11 protein-coding genes are annotated in these 15582 nt (G+C 63.9%); 1 reads left to right on the top strand and 10 read right to left on the bottom strand.

Annotated elements, in window-relative coordinates; genetic code table 11:
* Nucleotides 1-443: 443 nt before the first annotated feature.
* Complete coding sequence (locus tag QCE63_RS27405) at nt 444-812, bottom strand: DUF4148 domain-containing protein (RefSeq protein WP_309837561.1); 369 nt, start codon at nt 810-812, stop codon at nt 444-446.
* A 346-nt stretch (nt 813-1158) separates the two neighbouring features.
* Nucleotides 1159-3534 carry a penicillin acylase family protein gene (locus QCE63_RS27400; protein WP_309839274.1) on the bottom strand — a complete coding sequence of 792 codons (2376 nt, stop codon included), beginning with the start codon at nt 3532-3534 and terminating at the stop codon, nt 1159-1161.
* Nucleotides 3535-3761: 227 nt separating this feature from the next.
* Here QCE63_RS27400 and QCE63_RS27395 point away from each other — a divergent pair, with 227 nt between their 5' ends.
* Nucleotides 3762-4136, top strand: coding sequence for a nuclear transport factor 2 family protein (locus QCE63_RS27395; RefSeq protein ID WP_309837559.1), 375 nt, complete (start codon nt 3762-3764; stop codon nt 4134-4136).
* Nucleotides 4137-4158: 22 nt separating this feature from the next.
* On the opposite strand, the gene QCE63_RS27390 is transcribed toward QCE63_RS27395, so the two are convergent.
* The 8 genes from QCE63_RS27390 to QCE63_RS27355 all read right to left on the bottom strand — a co-directional run bounded on the left by QCE63_RS27390 (nt 4159) and on the right by QCE63_RS27355 (nt 15574).
* The gene (locus QCE63_RS27390; RefSeq protein WP_309837558.1) at nt 4159-6411 is read right to left on the bottom strand and encodes a LamG-like jellyroll fold domain-containing protein; all 2253 of its coding nucleotides are present in this window, start codon (nt 6409-6411) and stop codon (nt 4159-4161) included.
* A gap of 84 nt (nt 6412-6495) precedes the next feature.
* On the bottom strand, nt 6496-8049 hold the full coding sequence (locus QCE63_RS27385) for an AMP-binding protein (RefSeq protein WP_309837556.1): 1554 nt from the start codon (nt 8047-8049) through the stop codon (nt 6496-6498).
* A gap of 59 nt (nt 8050-8108) precedes the next feature.
* A complete protein-coding gene (locus QCE63_RS27380) occupies nt 8109-9011 on the bottom strand; it encodes an SMP-30/gluconolactonase/LRE family protein (RefSeq protein ID WP_309837554.1) in 903 nt (300 codons plus the stop codon).
* Nucleotides 9012-9026: 15 nt separating this feature from the next.
* Nucleotides 9027-9971, bottom strand: coding sequence for a 3-hydroxyacyl-CoA dehydrogenase (locus QCE63_RS27375; RefSeq protein ID WP_309837552.1), 945 nt, complete (start codon nt 9969-9971; stop codon nt 9027-9029).
* Between the two features lie 25 nt (nt 9972-9996).
* Nucleotides 9997-12096 (bottom strand): ABC transporter permease, encoded by a 2100-nt coding sequence (locus tag QCE63_RS27370; protein ID WP_309837549.1) that lies wholly within the window; start codon nt 12094-12096, stop codon nt 9997-9999.
* Between the two features lie 10 nt (nt 12097-12106).
* Nucleotides 12107-13627 (bottom strand): sugar ABC transporter ATP-binding protein, encoded by a 1521-nt coding sequence (locus tag QCE63_RS27365; RefSeq protein ID WP_309837548.1) that lies wholly within the window; start codon nt 13625-13627, stop codon nt 12107-12109.
* 7 nt (nt 13628-13634) lie between these two features.
* Nucleotides 13635-14762, bottom strand: coding sequence for a sugar ABC transporter substrate-binding protein (locus tag QCE63_RS27360; RefSeq protein ID WP_309837547.1), 1128 nt, complete (start codon nt 14760-14762; stop codon nt 13635-13637).
* A gap of 38 nt (nt 14763-14800) precedes the next feature.
* A complete protein-coding gene (locus QCE63_RS27355; RefSeq protein ID WP_309837545.1) occupies nt 14801-15574 on the bottom strand; it encodes an N-acyl homoserine lactonase family protein in 774 nt (257 codons plus the stop codon).
* Nucleotides 15575-15582 lie beyond the last annotated feature (8 nt).

Below are 15582 nucleotides of genomic sequence, written 5' to 3'. Positions count from 1 at the left end.
AATCTGAGCCAGGATCAAACTCTTCAGTTCAATTCCTGTTACTGTTTTCGGTTCCGTTAAGAACCGGTCGCTCACTCAACGTACTGACGATGATTAATGTCTCAAGACACGTCCCGAGACAAAAACCTTCCTCTGATACTTCGTGTGAGACTCTTGATACTTTTGCTATATGCCGCAGTTCCGAAGAACCACAACCGCACTCGCATCAAGCGCCCACACTTATCGGCTGTTAGTTTTTAAAGAGCATCGCGGAGAATTTCTGAAGCATTTCGCTTCGTTTCTTTCGCGCCGTCATTCAACGGGAGGCGAATTATGACTGGCGGATGAACGCCTGGTCAACCCCCTTTCGCAAATTATTTTTCCGCACTCGTTTTAGGCGTTCGAAACCCGATTAATGTCACCCCGAGTCTCGAACAGAGTCTCCCCGGCCAACGCGCCAAAGCTCAACTTCCGAAGAACGGCTTGCAGAATCCTGACGGACCGACGCAATCCGTATCCGTCATCGATCCGTGCTGCATCGGCATGTGCATCGAGCCGGAACCTGCCGCCGCCGCGCCGGCTTGCGAGCCGCCATAGGACTCGTGGCTTTCGCTGGCGGCGCGCTGTGCCGCGACCTTCGCTTCTGCGGCCTGGATGTCGTTCGGATAGTTGGGTTCCTCGCCGGTCGCGGGCGAGTAGCCCGCTTGCTCGAGTTGAACCAGTTCGGCTTTGACCTGAGCGCGCGTCAGCGGCTCGTTCTGGGTTTGTGCGAAAACGAGTGCCGGCGATGCAGCAACGGCAAGCGACACGACGAATTTGGCAATGGCGTTCATGATCTTCAGACTCCGACAGAAAAGGTTGACCGGATCGCAGGCGATCCACGGAACCTCATCGAACGCACAGGGCCCTTGCGCGGCTTCGACTCACTCGACCTAGGTTTCAAGCTGAGAGGCTTCGATTGGTTAACCCAGGCATGAGCCGATCTATTCCCACGACAGGAAATAGAAGCGCCAAGCACGTTGGAGAAGAGAAGAAAGGAAGCGCGGGGACGCACCGGATGAGGAGTCCGGCAAGGCGCCAGCCAGCACCCGTCCACCGCGAGAGAATTGTGACGCAGGGCGGCTGAAAGATCATCGCCGCCTGCGTTGAAGCTGCCTTGCCGATCCCGCAACAATCCACTCAGTGCGAATCGGGCACCAGATGCACGCGCTTCTCGGTCGCCGCTTCGACAGCCGCGCGCGTGTACAGCAACGGGAAGTACTGTCCGTCGAGCCACATCTGCGCGAGGTCGCGATAGTGCGAATTCTCCGGATCGCCGGACTCGCCCGGCAGATTGACCGCACGCGAGTTGTCCCAGTTGCCGACATCGACGATCACGCGAAACGAAGGCCCATTGGTCTCGCGAAAATCACTCGCGCGATAGGTGGATTGATTCGGCGTATAGGCGCTGCCACCCTTGCCTATGGGTCCGACATTGAGCTTCGCACGCATGTCGGCATCGACGACATCGGCGAGCGGATGCGCGTTCAAGTTGGTCTGCAGCTTGCCCCACCGCCATTGACTCGCATCCGCGCCTTGCAGATGCCGCATCTCGACATACGCGTCGTGAAGACTCGACAGCAGGACCGCGTCGCGCTTCGCTTGTCCATCGTTACCGAAGCGCGCCTCAGGATGTTCGAGCGTGTCGAGCATGACGGCCGTATCGGGCGGGCCGAACGCAGCCGCCGCGTCCTTCGGCAAGACCGCTTGCTTGAACGCGCGTCCGAGATGTCGCGACAGCCACACCTCTTCGAGCGCGGCCTGCGGCGAACCGGCGCCCATGTGCGCGTCCCAGCCCTTCAACAGCGCGAGCGCGGCTTGCGTGTCCTCATCGTCGCTCGACAGCGGCGCCAGTAACGCAGTGAGCCGTCGCGCGGGGATCGACACGTCATCGTTCTGCAGGCGCTCCGAATCCTCGATCGACACCAACGGCCGCGACTTCAACACCTCGTCGATGCGCTGATGCCGCGACCCGTTGGTCCATTCGAAGCCGAGCTTGCGCTCCGCATACGGATAGCCGGCTGGAAGGTTCATCTCGTTCGAGGTCGTGAAATAGCCCTGCGCGGGGTTATAAACCGATGGCATCGCGTCACGCGGCCAGAAGCCGGCCCACTCGTAGCGGCCATCGCCAGGCACCGGCATGAGTCCGTCCCAGTTGGGCCGGACGGGCGCCAGTCCGCTCGGCACCCAGCCAATGTTGCCCTCCGTGTCCGCATAGACCTGATTCACGGTCGGCGCGCCCCAAGTGGACAGCGCGGTCTTGAACTGCGCATAGTTCTTTGCACGCATGTAGCGCATCGAATCGAAGTAAGGCGACATGCCCGGCGACAGCCACGCAGTGCGCACCGCAAACGCGCGATGCTTGCTCGCTTCCGTATAGATCACCGGCCCGTGACGCGTGAACAGCAGCTCGACGTTCACCGGCACGCCATCGCGCACGGCGACTTGCTCGCGCACGACGCGCATCGGTTCCCACTTGCCCTTGTAGCGATACTCCCGCGCATTCGCCGGGTTCAGCTCGTACACGTAGAGATCTTCCTGATCGATGTTGAAGATCGTGAGTCCGTACGCGATCGAGCCGTTATGTCCGATCGAAATGCCCGGCGCCGAAGGCTCGCCCGCACCGATAATATCGAGCGTCGGCGTGCTGATCTGCTGGATGTAGCGCAGGCTCGGCGCGGCATAGGCGCGATGCGGATCGTTCGCCATGATTGCGCGGCCGGTCGCCGACCGGGATGGCGCGATCACCCAGTTGTTGCTGCCCTCGGTGACTTCCTCGGAATTCTCCGCGGCGGCGATGACGGTAGTCGCCGCGTCAGCGCTCTTCATGGACTCCCTGGTCACATGCACGCCCTGTGTTGCCAGCGTGAAGACCTTGAGGACGTCGTCGGGCAGACAGGGATCGAGGCCCGCGGGCATTTCGGGTTTCCACTGCGGCTGCAACCCGAAGCGCACGGAATCCGCATCCAGCGAGCTCTTGCAGGTCACGCGTGCGCGCGCGACTTCGCTCGTCAGATTGCGCGTCAGGCCATGGCTGCGGATGCGCACGACATCGTCCGGACTCCACTTCGCCGGCCAGTATCCGATCTTGCGAAACTCGTAGGGCATGCGGTCCGGATGCGCCGCCAGCCAGGCGATGTACGCATTCACGCCCGCTGCGTAACGCGTGGCCGCTGGTCTGGCATCGGGCCCATAACGCTGCCATTCGGTCTTCATGTCGCCACGATAGAGGAACAGCCGCGTCGCCTTGTCCTGCTCGATGTACGCCGGACCGAACACCTCCGACAACTCGCCCAGACCCCGCCGGCGCCAGAGATCGATCTGAAAGAGCCGGTCGCGTGCCGCGTTGAAGCCTTGCACGAAGAACGCGTCGCTGTCATTGGCCGCGAAGATATGCGGAACGCCCCAACGGTCGACAAGAATGTCAGCGGGCTTTGAAAGCCCTGCGACAGCGATGGTTTCATCTCCGGTGGCGGTGTCCGCACGGGCCGCCTGCATGGCCGTCGAACCGATCATCAGCGTACCGACGATCAGGCACGCCATGCGTTGTCCCTTGCTTGCCTTCATGCGAGCGTCTCCATTCTTATGTGTTGATCAGAGCTGCAGTGATATCGCAATGTAATGCATGCGCAAGGATGCGCCTGAAGGGTTACATTTCGATACATCGGCTTGAGCGGCCTTATGACGTCTATGTCGAGGCGCAAGAGCGTCAATCGTCGTCAAGGGAAACAGGGAGATTGCGTATGAACGACAGCTATCCTGAACCCGCCGCCATCGCGCGACAGCTGTATGAGGCGTATGTGAACAAGGATCGCGAGGCCATCGAACAGCTGATCGCCGATGATTTTCACTTCATGAGTCCGCGTGATAACCGGCTGAACCGCGCCACGTACTTTGCGCGCTGCTGGCCCAATGCGCACACGGTCGAACGCTTCGATTTCGTGCATGTGGTGCAGGACGGAGCACGCGTGTTCGTGACCTACGACCTGCGCACGCGGGAAGGCAGCGCCTTCCGCAACACGGAGATCCTCACCATCCGCGAGGGCAAGCTGATCGAGGCGGAGGTCTTCTTCGGCTGGATGATTCCGCATGAAGCGCCGGACGGGGGATCGCTATGAGACATCCCGCGTGGCGCACGGCCTATGGCAGCCACTGCGCGAAACCTGACGCTGGCATCCCGGCTTGCGCCTGAATCTGGCTCGCCGTCAAAGCCTGATTGGTCATGACGACATGTGCGAGACGCCCCATGATGTTGCCTCCCTGCGGCTGGCCCACGGCCGTGATCCAGAAAGGAGAGGTCCAGCTTCCCGAGCCCGAGGCGGCACCGTTGACATGGACGGTGACCGTACCCGCCTGGCGCTTCACGGCGACATGCGTCCATACATCGCCCGATAGGGCGATGGAACTCGTCGCCATGTCGGACGAACCGCCATACAAGCGCGGATAAGCCAGATAAAAATTCACGTTCATGCCGTTCGTGCCTGAAAACAGCACGTTTGCGTTGCCCGGCGTGCCGGGAATGTTCACCCACGAAGCGACGGTGAAATCGCCGGCAATGACGGGTTGCGGCACGCCGCCCCGAACGGCATAACTCTGGATCAGATTGTTGATATCGACGGTACTCAATGCCCGTTGATAGACATGCAATTCATCGAGCGCACCCGTGAGCGACCCCGCGACGGTCTTGCCGACCCCGGTGATCGACATCGGGTTCGTCCAGACCGAGTCGCTCTGCGCCACCTTCAGCCCGTTCAGATAGAGCGACATCGTGCCGCCGGCACGGGTCAGCGCCACGTGAGTCCACGCGCTGGCCGCAATCGGCATGGAGGATATGAGCAGGTCTCCCCGTGACGGACCCGCGTAAAAGCGCGGATAGCCTTGATAGAAATTCAGGTCATAGCCTTCGCTGGTGTGAAACAGACCATCCGCGTTGCTCGGCGGATAACTCGGATTCACCCAGGCATCGACGGTGAAGTCGCCTGTCAGTTGCACGGGGGAAAGAGCCATGGAGTGGCCGCCGTCCAGATACAAGCCCTGACCCGCGACACCCGGCAAGGTGCCTGTCGAGTCAAACGTATAGGAGGCCAACTGCTGGCTGACGGGCACTGCGGAGTCGAATATCAGCTTCGTGATGGCGACACCCTGGCGGGCCTGAGGGACACTCGAAGCGCCTGCCCAGCCGCAGGTCGTGACGTACCACTGCCCGGACGCGTCCTGCATGAACTCGGGCGCATGGAGCGGCAGCACCGCGATCAAGCCTGACGATGCATGCGGCACCACCGTGCCGTCATAAGAACCAAAGTTGGTCGGGTCCTTCGAGCGCAACAAAATCGTGTTTTCGTAGTCGAGCGGCTTGCTCGTGTTGGACACGGTGTTGGTCAAAGAAAGGTAGTACCAGTCTCCGCGCTTGAACACGAAAGGCGATTCCGTCGCCGCCCAGTTCGCATCGATCGCACCGGCAACAAGCGTCAATGCCGCGCGCACATAGGTCCAGTTCAGCAGATCGCTTGACCGGTAGACCGCCACGACCGAATGGCCCAACGCCCGGTCGTAAGACGGCGAATAGAGATAAAAGGTGCCGTCGCTATCCTGAAAGATGCCGGGGTCGCGAAAAGTCAGAGGCCATCCCGTATCGAATACCGCCGCGTTCGGTCCGGCATGGCGCTGACTTGCGGGCACCCCTGTCACCGTCACGCCGATGGTGACCGCTGCATCAGGCGCCGTGGCATCCGGATAGCGGTTCACCGATGTCCATGTTTCGAGCTTCGGGTCCGTGGACCGCAGGATCTCGAGCCGCGTTACCTGTCCGGAGCAGTTGCCGCTGTTGTCCCGCCCGCTGGTGAAGAGCAGATAAGCCGTTCCGCGCACCTTGATCGACGACGGCGCCCACGCCGTGCATGCTGCGCCGTTCCGGTCATGAAACTGCGCGAGCGGCGCATCCTGCCCGTCGGGCTGGAGCGTCGGATAAGCGGCTGAAGGACGGACGGGAACCGGAGGATAAAGGCTCGACAGAATGGTGTGATACAGCGCGTGTTCCTGACCGTTGCCACCGCCGTTTATACCGATGACATGCCAGTTGCCGTCTTCACCTTGAATGACCGTGTGATCGTTGGAGTATTGCAGCGGCCCGGGAATGGTCGGGCTCGCAAGGGTTTGCCACGCGGCGCCGTCGGGCTTGGGAATCTCGAAAGAAGGCGAGGCGTATGCTGCCGGACCTGTACCGTTCGCTTCGGCCGCCACATTGACCTGAGGCGCCGCTTGCAACGTGGCGGCAGCCGCCACCCGATGCAAGATTCGCGCGCTGGGGCTTGGGGACGTGCCGCCATCGCAGGCAGTCTGCAATGCAACGAAGAGCCACACTACGGCGAGCAAGACAACACGCGAACCCTTCATGCGCCCCCCTGAAAACGATTGTTTCAGGGTACGGCATGGCTATGCAGCGCCACGGTTGATTGCGTCAAATTCCGTCATAAATCATCAAGGGCTTGACCTCGGGGCCGTCGTGCTCAGCCGATGCTTGAGTACCTTGCCGCTCGCGGACGCCGGCAGCGCGTCGAGAATGGTGATCGTGGCGGGCCGCTTGTACGGTGCGAGGCGTGCGCTTGTCCAGTCCGCCAGTTCACGCTCCGCGCATTGCACGCCCGGCCGCAGTTCGACGAACGCGAGCACTTCCTCATTGCCCTCGACACCACGTCCGACCACCGCCGAATGCAGCACCGCCGGATGCCCGTTCAATACCTGCTCGACTTCCGCCGGATAGACGTTGAAACCCGAGCGAATGATCAACTCCTTGCTGCGCCCGACGATATACAGATTGCCCTTCTCGATGCGCGCCAGATCGCCGGTCCTGAGCCAGCCATCGGGCGTCACGGCCGCCGCGGTCTGCGCCGGGTCGCGGTAATAGCCGAGCATCACGTTCGGCCCGCGCACCCAGAGTTCGCCGATGTCATCCACCGTGCCATCGGCCTGTTCCTGCAGCGGCACGATGCGCGTGTCCACGCCGGGAATGGGCGGTCCGACCGATGCATCGCGCGCCGGTGCATCGAGCATCGTGTTGGAGACGGTCGGGCTGCTCTCGGTCATGCCATAACCGTTGTGCAGCGGCAGGCCATAGAACCGTTCGGCGGCGCTCTTGAGCGGCATGTCGAGCGGCGAACCGCCGCTGTACACGAAGCGCAAGGCAGGCGCATTCAGGCCGCCGCGCGTGCCGAAGAAATCGATGAGCTTCGCGTGCATCGCAGGCACGCCCTGAAAGATCGTCATGTGCTCGTCACGCAGCACCTGGCCCGTGTGTTGCACATCGAAGCGCGGCGCGAGCCGCAGCATGGCCCCGGCATACAGCGAACCGAGGCACACGGAAGCCAGCCCGAACACGTGCGACATCGGAAGCACCGCATACACGCGATCCTCGCAGCTCACGCGCCGCAACGTGCTCGACATCGCCGCGACGAACAGCAGATTGCGATGCGACAGCATCACGCCCTTTGGTGCGCCCGTGGTGCCGGTCGTGTAGATGAGCGCGGCGCATTGCCGGTCCGCGGGAAGTCCATGTGCTTCCTGCACTGCGCGGGCGTCGGCGGGACCGAGCGCGAACGCGCCGATCGGCATCGCATCGAGCGTTTCGACCTGCGCGCCGTCGCGCTGCGCGTGACGCGCGGCATCGGCGGATGCATCGACGGTGAAGAACGACAGACGCGGCTGCGCGTGAGTCTTGATTGCGTGAAGCTCGATGGCGGTCAGGCGCGCGTTCGTAAGCAGCGCCCACGCATCCAGGCGGCTGACGGCGAACAGCGCGACGACCAGCGCCACGCTGTTCTCGCCCACCAACATCACGCGATCGCCGGGTCGCACGCCCGCTGATACCAGACGCGCGGCCAAAGCATCGACGGCGCGATCCAGTTGCCCATAGCTCAACGCGCGCGCATCCTCGCGCAACGCGATGCGCTCAGGCTGCGTGAGTGCCTGACGCGTGACGATCGCATCGATACGCCCGGGCAGCGACGCAATCAGCCGTTCCGTGTCGATGCTCATGTCGGGTGACGGTTCGTGATCAAGACCCGCATGATAGCGCCCGACGTCATGCGCTCGAATCACCCCGCGAAACGCGGCTCCGGCAGACCGCGCACACCCAGTCCGGTCACCGCGAACAATCCGCCCCTGTCGCGCTCTTTCTGCGGAATGCCCCACATTGGGCGGCCCATCGTCGAGACATAGAGCGTGTCGAGGCCAGGACCGCCGAACATCACGCTCGTGAGATTGCGCACCGGAAACGGCACCACGCGGTCGAGCGTGCCATCCGGCGCATACCGCACGATGCGCCCGCCGAACACGAGCGCGGACCACACATAGCCTTCCTCGTCGACGGTCGCGCCGTCGAAGGTGCCCGCCATGTCACGCGCTGACGCAAACAGACGCCGGTTCGTCGCCGCGCCGGTTTCGATGTCGTAGTCGTACGCGTACATTTCCCGGCTGTAGGTGTCGGTGAAATAGAAGGTCTTGTTGTCAGGGCTCCAGCACGGTCCGTTCGAGCACGTGATGCCGCTGTCCAGGCGCGTCACGCGGCCATCCGGATCGAGCCGGTAGAGGCCGCCGCTGCGCGTCGAGCGCTGGCCGCGATCGGCATCGTAGCGATCGAAGTCATAAGCCATCGTGCCCGCGATGAAACGGCCGCGCCGATCTACCTTGCCGTCGTTGAAGCGCGTTTCCGGATCGTCGCTTTCCGGGTCGGCGATGAACTGCACCGTCTGCGCATCGAAGTCGTAGAAATGCAGGCCGTTCGCCAGCGCAACGACCGCGCCGCCTTGCTCGCGCAACGCCATCGAACCGATATGACGCGGCACGAAATAACGCTGCACGTCGCTTCCGTCCGCGCGGCAGCTATAGATTTCGGCGGCCGTGCTGTCGATCCAGTACAGCCGCTCCTCCTTCACATCCCACAGCGGGCCTTCGCCGAGGTGATTGTTTGCATCGACCAGCAAGCGTACTTCGGGCATCGTCGTCTCCTTGGGTCAACTGTCGCCGTCCTTCAGATCGCGGCGATGCGCCAGCAACGCCATCAGGCGCCGGTCGCGCCAGCGGCTGCGTTCCTCGATACGCTCGCGCGGCAACACCGAACGGCGCTCAGCATCGAGGCTGTCAAGCGTTGCTTGCGGCCAGTCGAACGCCTTGCGTCCCGCCGCAATGCTGCGATACGTGCCGCCATAACGCGCCGCGTAATCGGCCACGCCGCCGGGCGCGTTGAGATCGATAGTCTCGAACGGACCCATGAACGACCAGCGCATCGCGAGGCCGTCACGCATCACGGTATCGAGATCCGCCGCGCTCGCATAACCCTGTTCGTAGAGGCTCAAGGCTTCCTCGAGCAACGCGCCTTGCAGGCGATTCAGCAGGAAGCCCGAGATCTCGCGATTCACCGTCACAGGCTTCTGCCCCGCTGCCTCATAGAGCGCGCGGGCGCGTTGCAACGCATCCGGCGCGGTCCACGGCGCGCCGCACAACTCTACCAGCGGCACGAGCGAAGGCGGATTCACCGGATGCGCGACGAAGCATCGCGCGCGGCCTTGCAAGCCCTCCGCGAAGCTCGATGCCGGCAGGCCCGAGGTCGAACTGGCGAGCAGTGCGTCGGGCTTCGTCAGGCGGTCGAGTTCGCTGAACAACGCGCGCTTCGCTTCGACCACTTCGGCAATGTTTTCCTGCACGAGTTCGGCATCGGCGACGGCTCCTGCAAGCTGCTCGCAGGTCGTGATACGTGCGACGACCGCATCGACCGGTTCGTCGATCAGCTTGAACGAGGCGAGATCCTCGACGCTTGCGCGGATCGCGGGCAGCGCGCCGGACAGCATGTCGGGCGCGGCGTCGTGAAGCTTCACGTCGAAGCCGCTTCTGGCGAAGACGATCGACCACGCGCGGCCGATGCGTCCCGAACCGATCACCGCAATCTTGTGCGCTTGCATCCGCTCTGCTCCTTTCGAGGTTGGGTCAGCCCTTCTTGTCCCGCAGCGTGATGACGGCCGCGAGCACGACGAGCCCGTTGATGATGTCGCGCACGGCCGGCGGCACGGTGGTGCCCGCGAGCAGCGTGCCGAGCGCGGTCAGCAGCAACGCGCCGCCGAACACGCCGAGATAGTGACCGCGCCCGCCGGTGATGAGCGCGCCGCCGACCACGACCACCGCGATCGAGGGCAGCAGATAAGGATCGCCCATGCCGAGGAAGGCTTGCGAACTGAAGCCGGCGAGCAGCAGGCCGACCACCGCCGAGCACAGACCCGACAGGCAATACACCGCGATCAGCGTGACGCCCACGCGCACGCCCGAGAGCCGCGCGGCAGCGGGCGAGTTACCGACCGCATACACGCGCCGTCCAAACGGCGTTCGATGCAGCAATAGCAACGCGATGACGAGAAACACCGGCACGCTCCACGCCGCGAGCGATAGCGGCCCGATGCGGCCGTTGGTGAACTCGCTGATGCCCGGCGGCGACCAGCCCTGCGGCGAGCCGTTGCAATAGATCAGCGTCAGGCCTTGCAGCAGACCGTTCGCGGCAAGCGTGACGACGATGGGTGGCAAGCCCAGCATCACCACGCCGACGCCGTTGAACACGCCCACCAGCAGACCGACCGCCAGCACCACCGGGACGGCCCACACGGCCGCGCCGTTCATGCCGTGCGTAAGCCCGGTGAGCAGCACGCCGGACAGCGTGATGAGCCAGGGCATCGACAGGTCGAGGCCGCCGGTCAGGATCACCGCGCCCTGCCCGAGGCCGAGGATCGCGAGGAACAGTGTCAGCGTGAGCAGGCTGCTGTAGAAGTTCGCGCTCGCCAGCACACCCGGGCCATAGACGATCGCCGTGATGACGACGACCCCGAAGAACAGCACATAAGCTGGCACGACATACTTGACCCATTCGCGATTGCGCTCGATCCAGTCCGCTATTGGCCGTCCCTTCAGCTCGGTGTTCTCCAGCGCGCGGAAGTCGTTCACTTCGAACTTCACCCGGCGCGCGTTGCGGTCTTCGCGCGCACGCGTGCCGGTGCGTAGCGCCTTCAGCCACTGCGCCGCATGCCGGAGGCTTTCGTGCGCTGCCGATTGCTTGCCGATCGACGAGCCGAGCACCGCGAGTATCAGGATCACCGCTTCGGCGATCGTCGTGAAAAACGCCGAGACGTTCAGCACGAGCAGGATGTTCACGGTGATCATCAGCGTCATCGCGGCGAACACGGTGCCGACGCAACCGCCTCGTCCGCCGCCGAGCAAGGTGCCGCCGAGCACCACGGCCGTGAACATCGAAAGCAGCAGCGGCCGGCCGACGAGCGGATCGGCCGAACCCGTCTGCGCCGACACGTACAGCCCCGCCGCCGCGTAGAACATGCCCGCGAGCGCATAGGTCGCGACCCGGTAGCGTGTGACCGGCATGCCGTTCGCGTAGGCGCCATCCGGGTCGCTTCCGAGCGCATAGAGGCCCACGCCGAAGCGCGTGCGCCGCACGAACGACCAGACCAGCAGCGCGAGGATCAGCAAGGCCGCGGACATCGGCATCTTGTCGGGGATGAGATCGGACGTGAGCAGGCCGCCGAACTGCTCGCCGACGCTTCCGCCCGGCTTGTTCTGGATCAGCAAGGTGACGCCCTGCACCATGAACATGGTGGCGAGCGTGACGACGATCGACTGCAATCTGAACCACGCGATGAGTGCGCCGTTGACCAGCCCGATGCCGCCGCCGATCGCAAGGATCAGCGCGACGCCCGCCCACTGCTCGACGGGCGAGCCCTGCACGAAGCGCACGGCGAGCACGTTGGCGAGCGACACCACCGCCGACGCCGACAGATCGAAGCCGCCCGACAGCACGACGATGGTCTGTCCGATGGCCGCGAGCGCGAGCGTGGTCGCGCTCGATATGACCGAGCCGATGTCGTACAGTCCCACGGGCGTCGCGGACAGCGCGATCCATGCGCCGACCATCGCGAGCAGCGCACACACGGCGATGATGAGCCCGCGATGATGATCGATGCGCGCGCCCCAACCCACGCGCGCGCCCGGGCGCACGATCTCGCTGTCGGGAGCGGCAACGGCAGTCTTCATGAAGCACCTCTCAGCTGGAAAGCATCTTGCGCATCACGTTTTCTTCGGTGAGCGCGTCGCCCGACAATTCGCCCGCATTGCGTCCGCGATACATCACCGACACGCAATCGCACACGTTGACGAGTTCGGGCACGTCGGTCGAATAGAACAGCACGGCGCCGCCGGCCGCGGCGAACGCGCGCATCAGCACGAAGATCTGATGCTTGGTGCCGACGTCGATGCCGCGCGTCGGATCGAACATCAGCCAGACGCGGCTTTGCGTGAGCAACCACTTGGCCATCGCGATCTTTTGCTGGTTGCCGCCCGAGAACGACAGGCACGGCTTGTAGAGCGCGCGCGGATTCACTTCCATCTGCGCGAGCGAACGGCGGATCGCGGCCTGTTCGCGCTTGCGGTCGATCAGCCCGAAACGCGCATAGCGGCCGATCACCGGCAGCGACACGTTCTCGCCGCCGGGCAGGCGCAGGAACAGGCCTTCGGTCTTGCGGTCTTCCGGCAGGAAGCTCGTCGATACACCGGCCTTCAGCGAATCCGCGGTGGACGTCAGCGTGACCGGCTTGCCGTCGATACGTAGTTCACCTTCGTCCAGATAGGCCGCGCCGAACAGCGCTTCGAACAGTTCGCGCTGGCCCATGCCCTGCAATGCAGCGATGCCGTGTACCTCGCCCGCGCGCAGCGTCAGGTCGAAGTCGCTCACCACGCCGTCGATGCGCACGCCGCGCGCTTCCAGTGCAGGCGCTGCTTCCGCCACGGCCGAAACAGGCGGCGCGACCTTCGGCGGATACTTGGCCTCCAGCGAGCGGCCGATCACGAGCCGGATGACTTCATCGTCCGAGATGGCGGCGGTATCGAACGCGCCCACATCACGGCCATTGCGATACACCGTGAGACTGTCGCAGAACTCGCGCACCTCCTGCATCCGATGCGAGATGAACACGAAGGTCACGCCCTTCGCCTTCAGTTCTTCGATGCGTCGCGCCAGCCATGCGACGTCGCGTCCCGAGAGCGCCGAGGTCGGCTCGTCGAGCAGCAGCACGTCCGGTTCACGCGCGATGGCCTTCGCAATCTCGATCTTCTGCCGCACCGGCAAGGACAGATCGCGGATATACGCGCCGGGCCGCACGTCGGCGAGTTCGAGCCGTTCGAGCCATTCCGCTGTCCTGCGTTGCGCCTCGCGCGCACGAATGCGACCGAAGAGACCCGTCGGCTCGTGCGCCAGCAGCAGGTTCTGCGCGACTGTGAGATCGCGCACCAGCGTCATTTCCTGAAAGGCCGTCTGCACGCCGGCGCGATGCGCGTCCTGCGGGCTCTTCATCGTCACGTCGCGGCCCATGACGCGCATGCTGCCCGCGTCCGGCGCGATCAGCCCCGACAACAGCTTGACCGTCGTCGACTTGCCCGCGCCGTTCTCGCCGAGCAGCGCATGCACCGCGCCGCGCTTCACGCGGAACGATGCGCCGTCGAGCGCGACCGTTGCGCCGAAGCGCTTCGTCACGTTCGCGAGATCGATGGCCAGCGCCGCATCGTTCATGATCGCCTCAGTCCTGATTGCCGGTGAGCGCCGCATTGAAGCCGACTTCCTTCGTGTCGTCCGAATAGATGTCGGCGAACCAGCCCGGCGGCACCTTGTCAGGCGGGAACGCGGTGCAGCCGGCCTTCAGTTCGTCGATGCTGCCGGTCTTGCAGAGCTTCGATTCGGCGGTCAGCACGAGCGGCAGCTTGAGCGTCACGCGCGCCGGAAAGTCCCCGCCGTCGAGCTTCTTCACGGCCATCTTGAGCGCCATCGCGCCGGAGTACGGCGGCGCGCCATACGAGATCGACCGATAACCGATGGAACGGTACGCGCCCTGTCCCTTCACTTCGCCCGGCGGCAGCATCTGCACGCGATGCCCGTTCGACGATTCCCCCGCGCACGGCTTGATCTTGTCGTCGGCGATGCCCGCGTCCAGCTGCATCGACGCCGCCGTGAAGCAGCCCACCTGCATCCACAGCCCGTCGATCTTGTCCCAGCTGTTGGTCGCGAGGATCTTCGAGAGTTCGGTCTTCGCGGTCGCCTGGCTCCACATGCCGGTGCCCTCCGCGACGATCTTGATGCCCGGGAACTTCGCGAACACCGCCTTGGCCGCTTCAGTGCGGGCACGGTCCACCGAGGTGCCCGGCACGCCGTTGATGAGCACGATGTTGCCCTTGCCGTTCAAGGTCTTCGCGAGCCATTCGGCGGTGACGGTGCCGGCCTGATGCTGGTCGATGGTCACGTTGTGCGCGCACGGCTCGGTGACTTCGCCGTCATAGGCCGCGACCACGACGCCCTTCGAACAGGCGTTCTTGATCGCGCGGTTGAGCGCGGTCGGCGAGATGGGATAGATGACGATGGCCTTCGCGCCCGCCTGCACCATCGAGTTGATCTGCTGGATCTGCTTCTGCGCGTCGGTGCCCGCGACCTGCACTTCGAGGTCCACCTTGTCCTTGAGCGCGGGCGTGTTGGCCATGGCCTTGACCATGTTCGCCGCTTCCGTCTGCCAGTCGTTGCCGACATAGCTCATCGACAGGAAAATCTTGTACTTGCCCGCCGCGTGCGCCTGCATCGGAACCGCGAGGCTTGCGGCAACCATCAGGCCGAGCGTTACCCGGCCCGCATGACGAATCGATTGCGTCCATGCTTTCATGTCATCCTCCGGTGCTTCGTTATTTGATCTGCCGTGCGTTATTTCGCGACGTGAGGCAAGCGCGCGCTGGCGGGCAACGCGATACCCGCGCTACCGGGCACGACATTCGGGTCGTGTCCGGGTATGACGAAGTCCGCGATCTGGCGAATCCGCGTGAGCGAGGCCATCTCCGCGAAGGTCTCGTGCACGATGCCCACCGGCACGAGATCGACGATGTTCTCCATGCAGTTGGCGCAATCGCCCGCGATCAGCACGACGCCTTCCGCCGTATCCACCGCCACCGACTGATGCCCCGGCGTGTGTCCAGGCGTCGGCACCACGCGCACGCCGGGCACGATGTCGGTCACGCCGTGGACAAACTGCCAGCGAAAATACGCGAGCGGTTCGCGGCCAATCAGGAACTCCTGGTAATACGTGGCCTGCGTGGGCAGCGGATGGCCCGCGTATTCCCACTCCTTCGCCTGCACGATGAAGCGCGCGTTCCTGAACAGCGTGTTGCCGCCCGAATGGTCGTAGTGCAGATGCGTGTTGATGACGATATCCACCTCGTCCGCGCTCCAGCCCACGTACTCCTTCAGCGCGCGTTCGAGCCTTTCTTCCGGCGCCTGATCGCACGGACAGACGAAGTTCGAGACCCAGCCGGGATCGTGAATGCCGGTATCCACGACGATCTTCTTCGCCGCGCCGACGATCGCTGTGGACCATACCGGCACCTTCATCTGCTGGCCGAAGTAGCGGCCATACACCTGCGACGAGCGATCGACGGTGAGCCAGCCGGTCGGCATCGCGACTACTTTGAGCATGGCGTTCACGCTGCCCT

It is taken from the genome of Caballeronia sp. LZ065 (assembly GCF_031450975.1).
Classification (GTDB): Bacteria; Pseudomonadota; Gammaproteobacteria; order Burkholderiales; family Burkholderiaceae; genus Caballeronia.
Note: the sequence above shows the minus strand (reverse complement) of the source record. Positions and strands in the feature narration are given on the sequence as shown.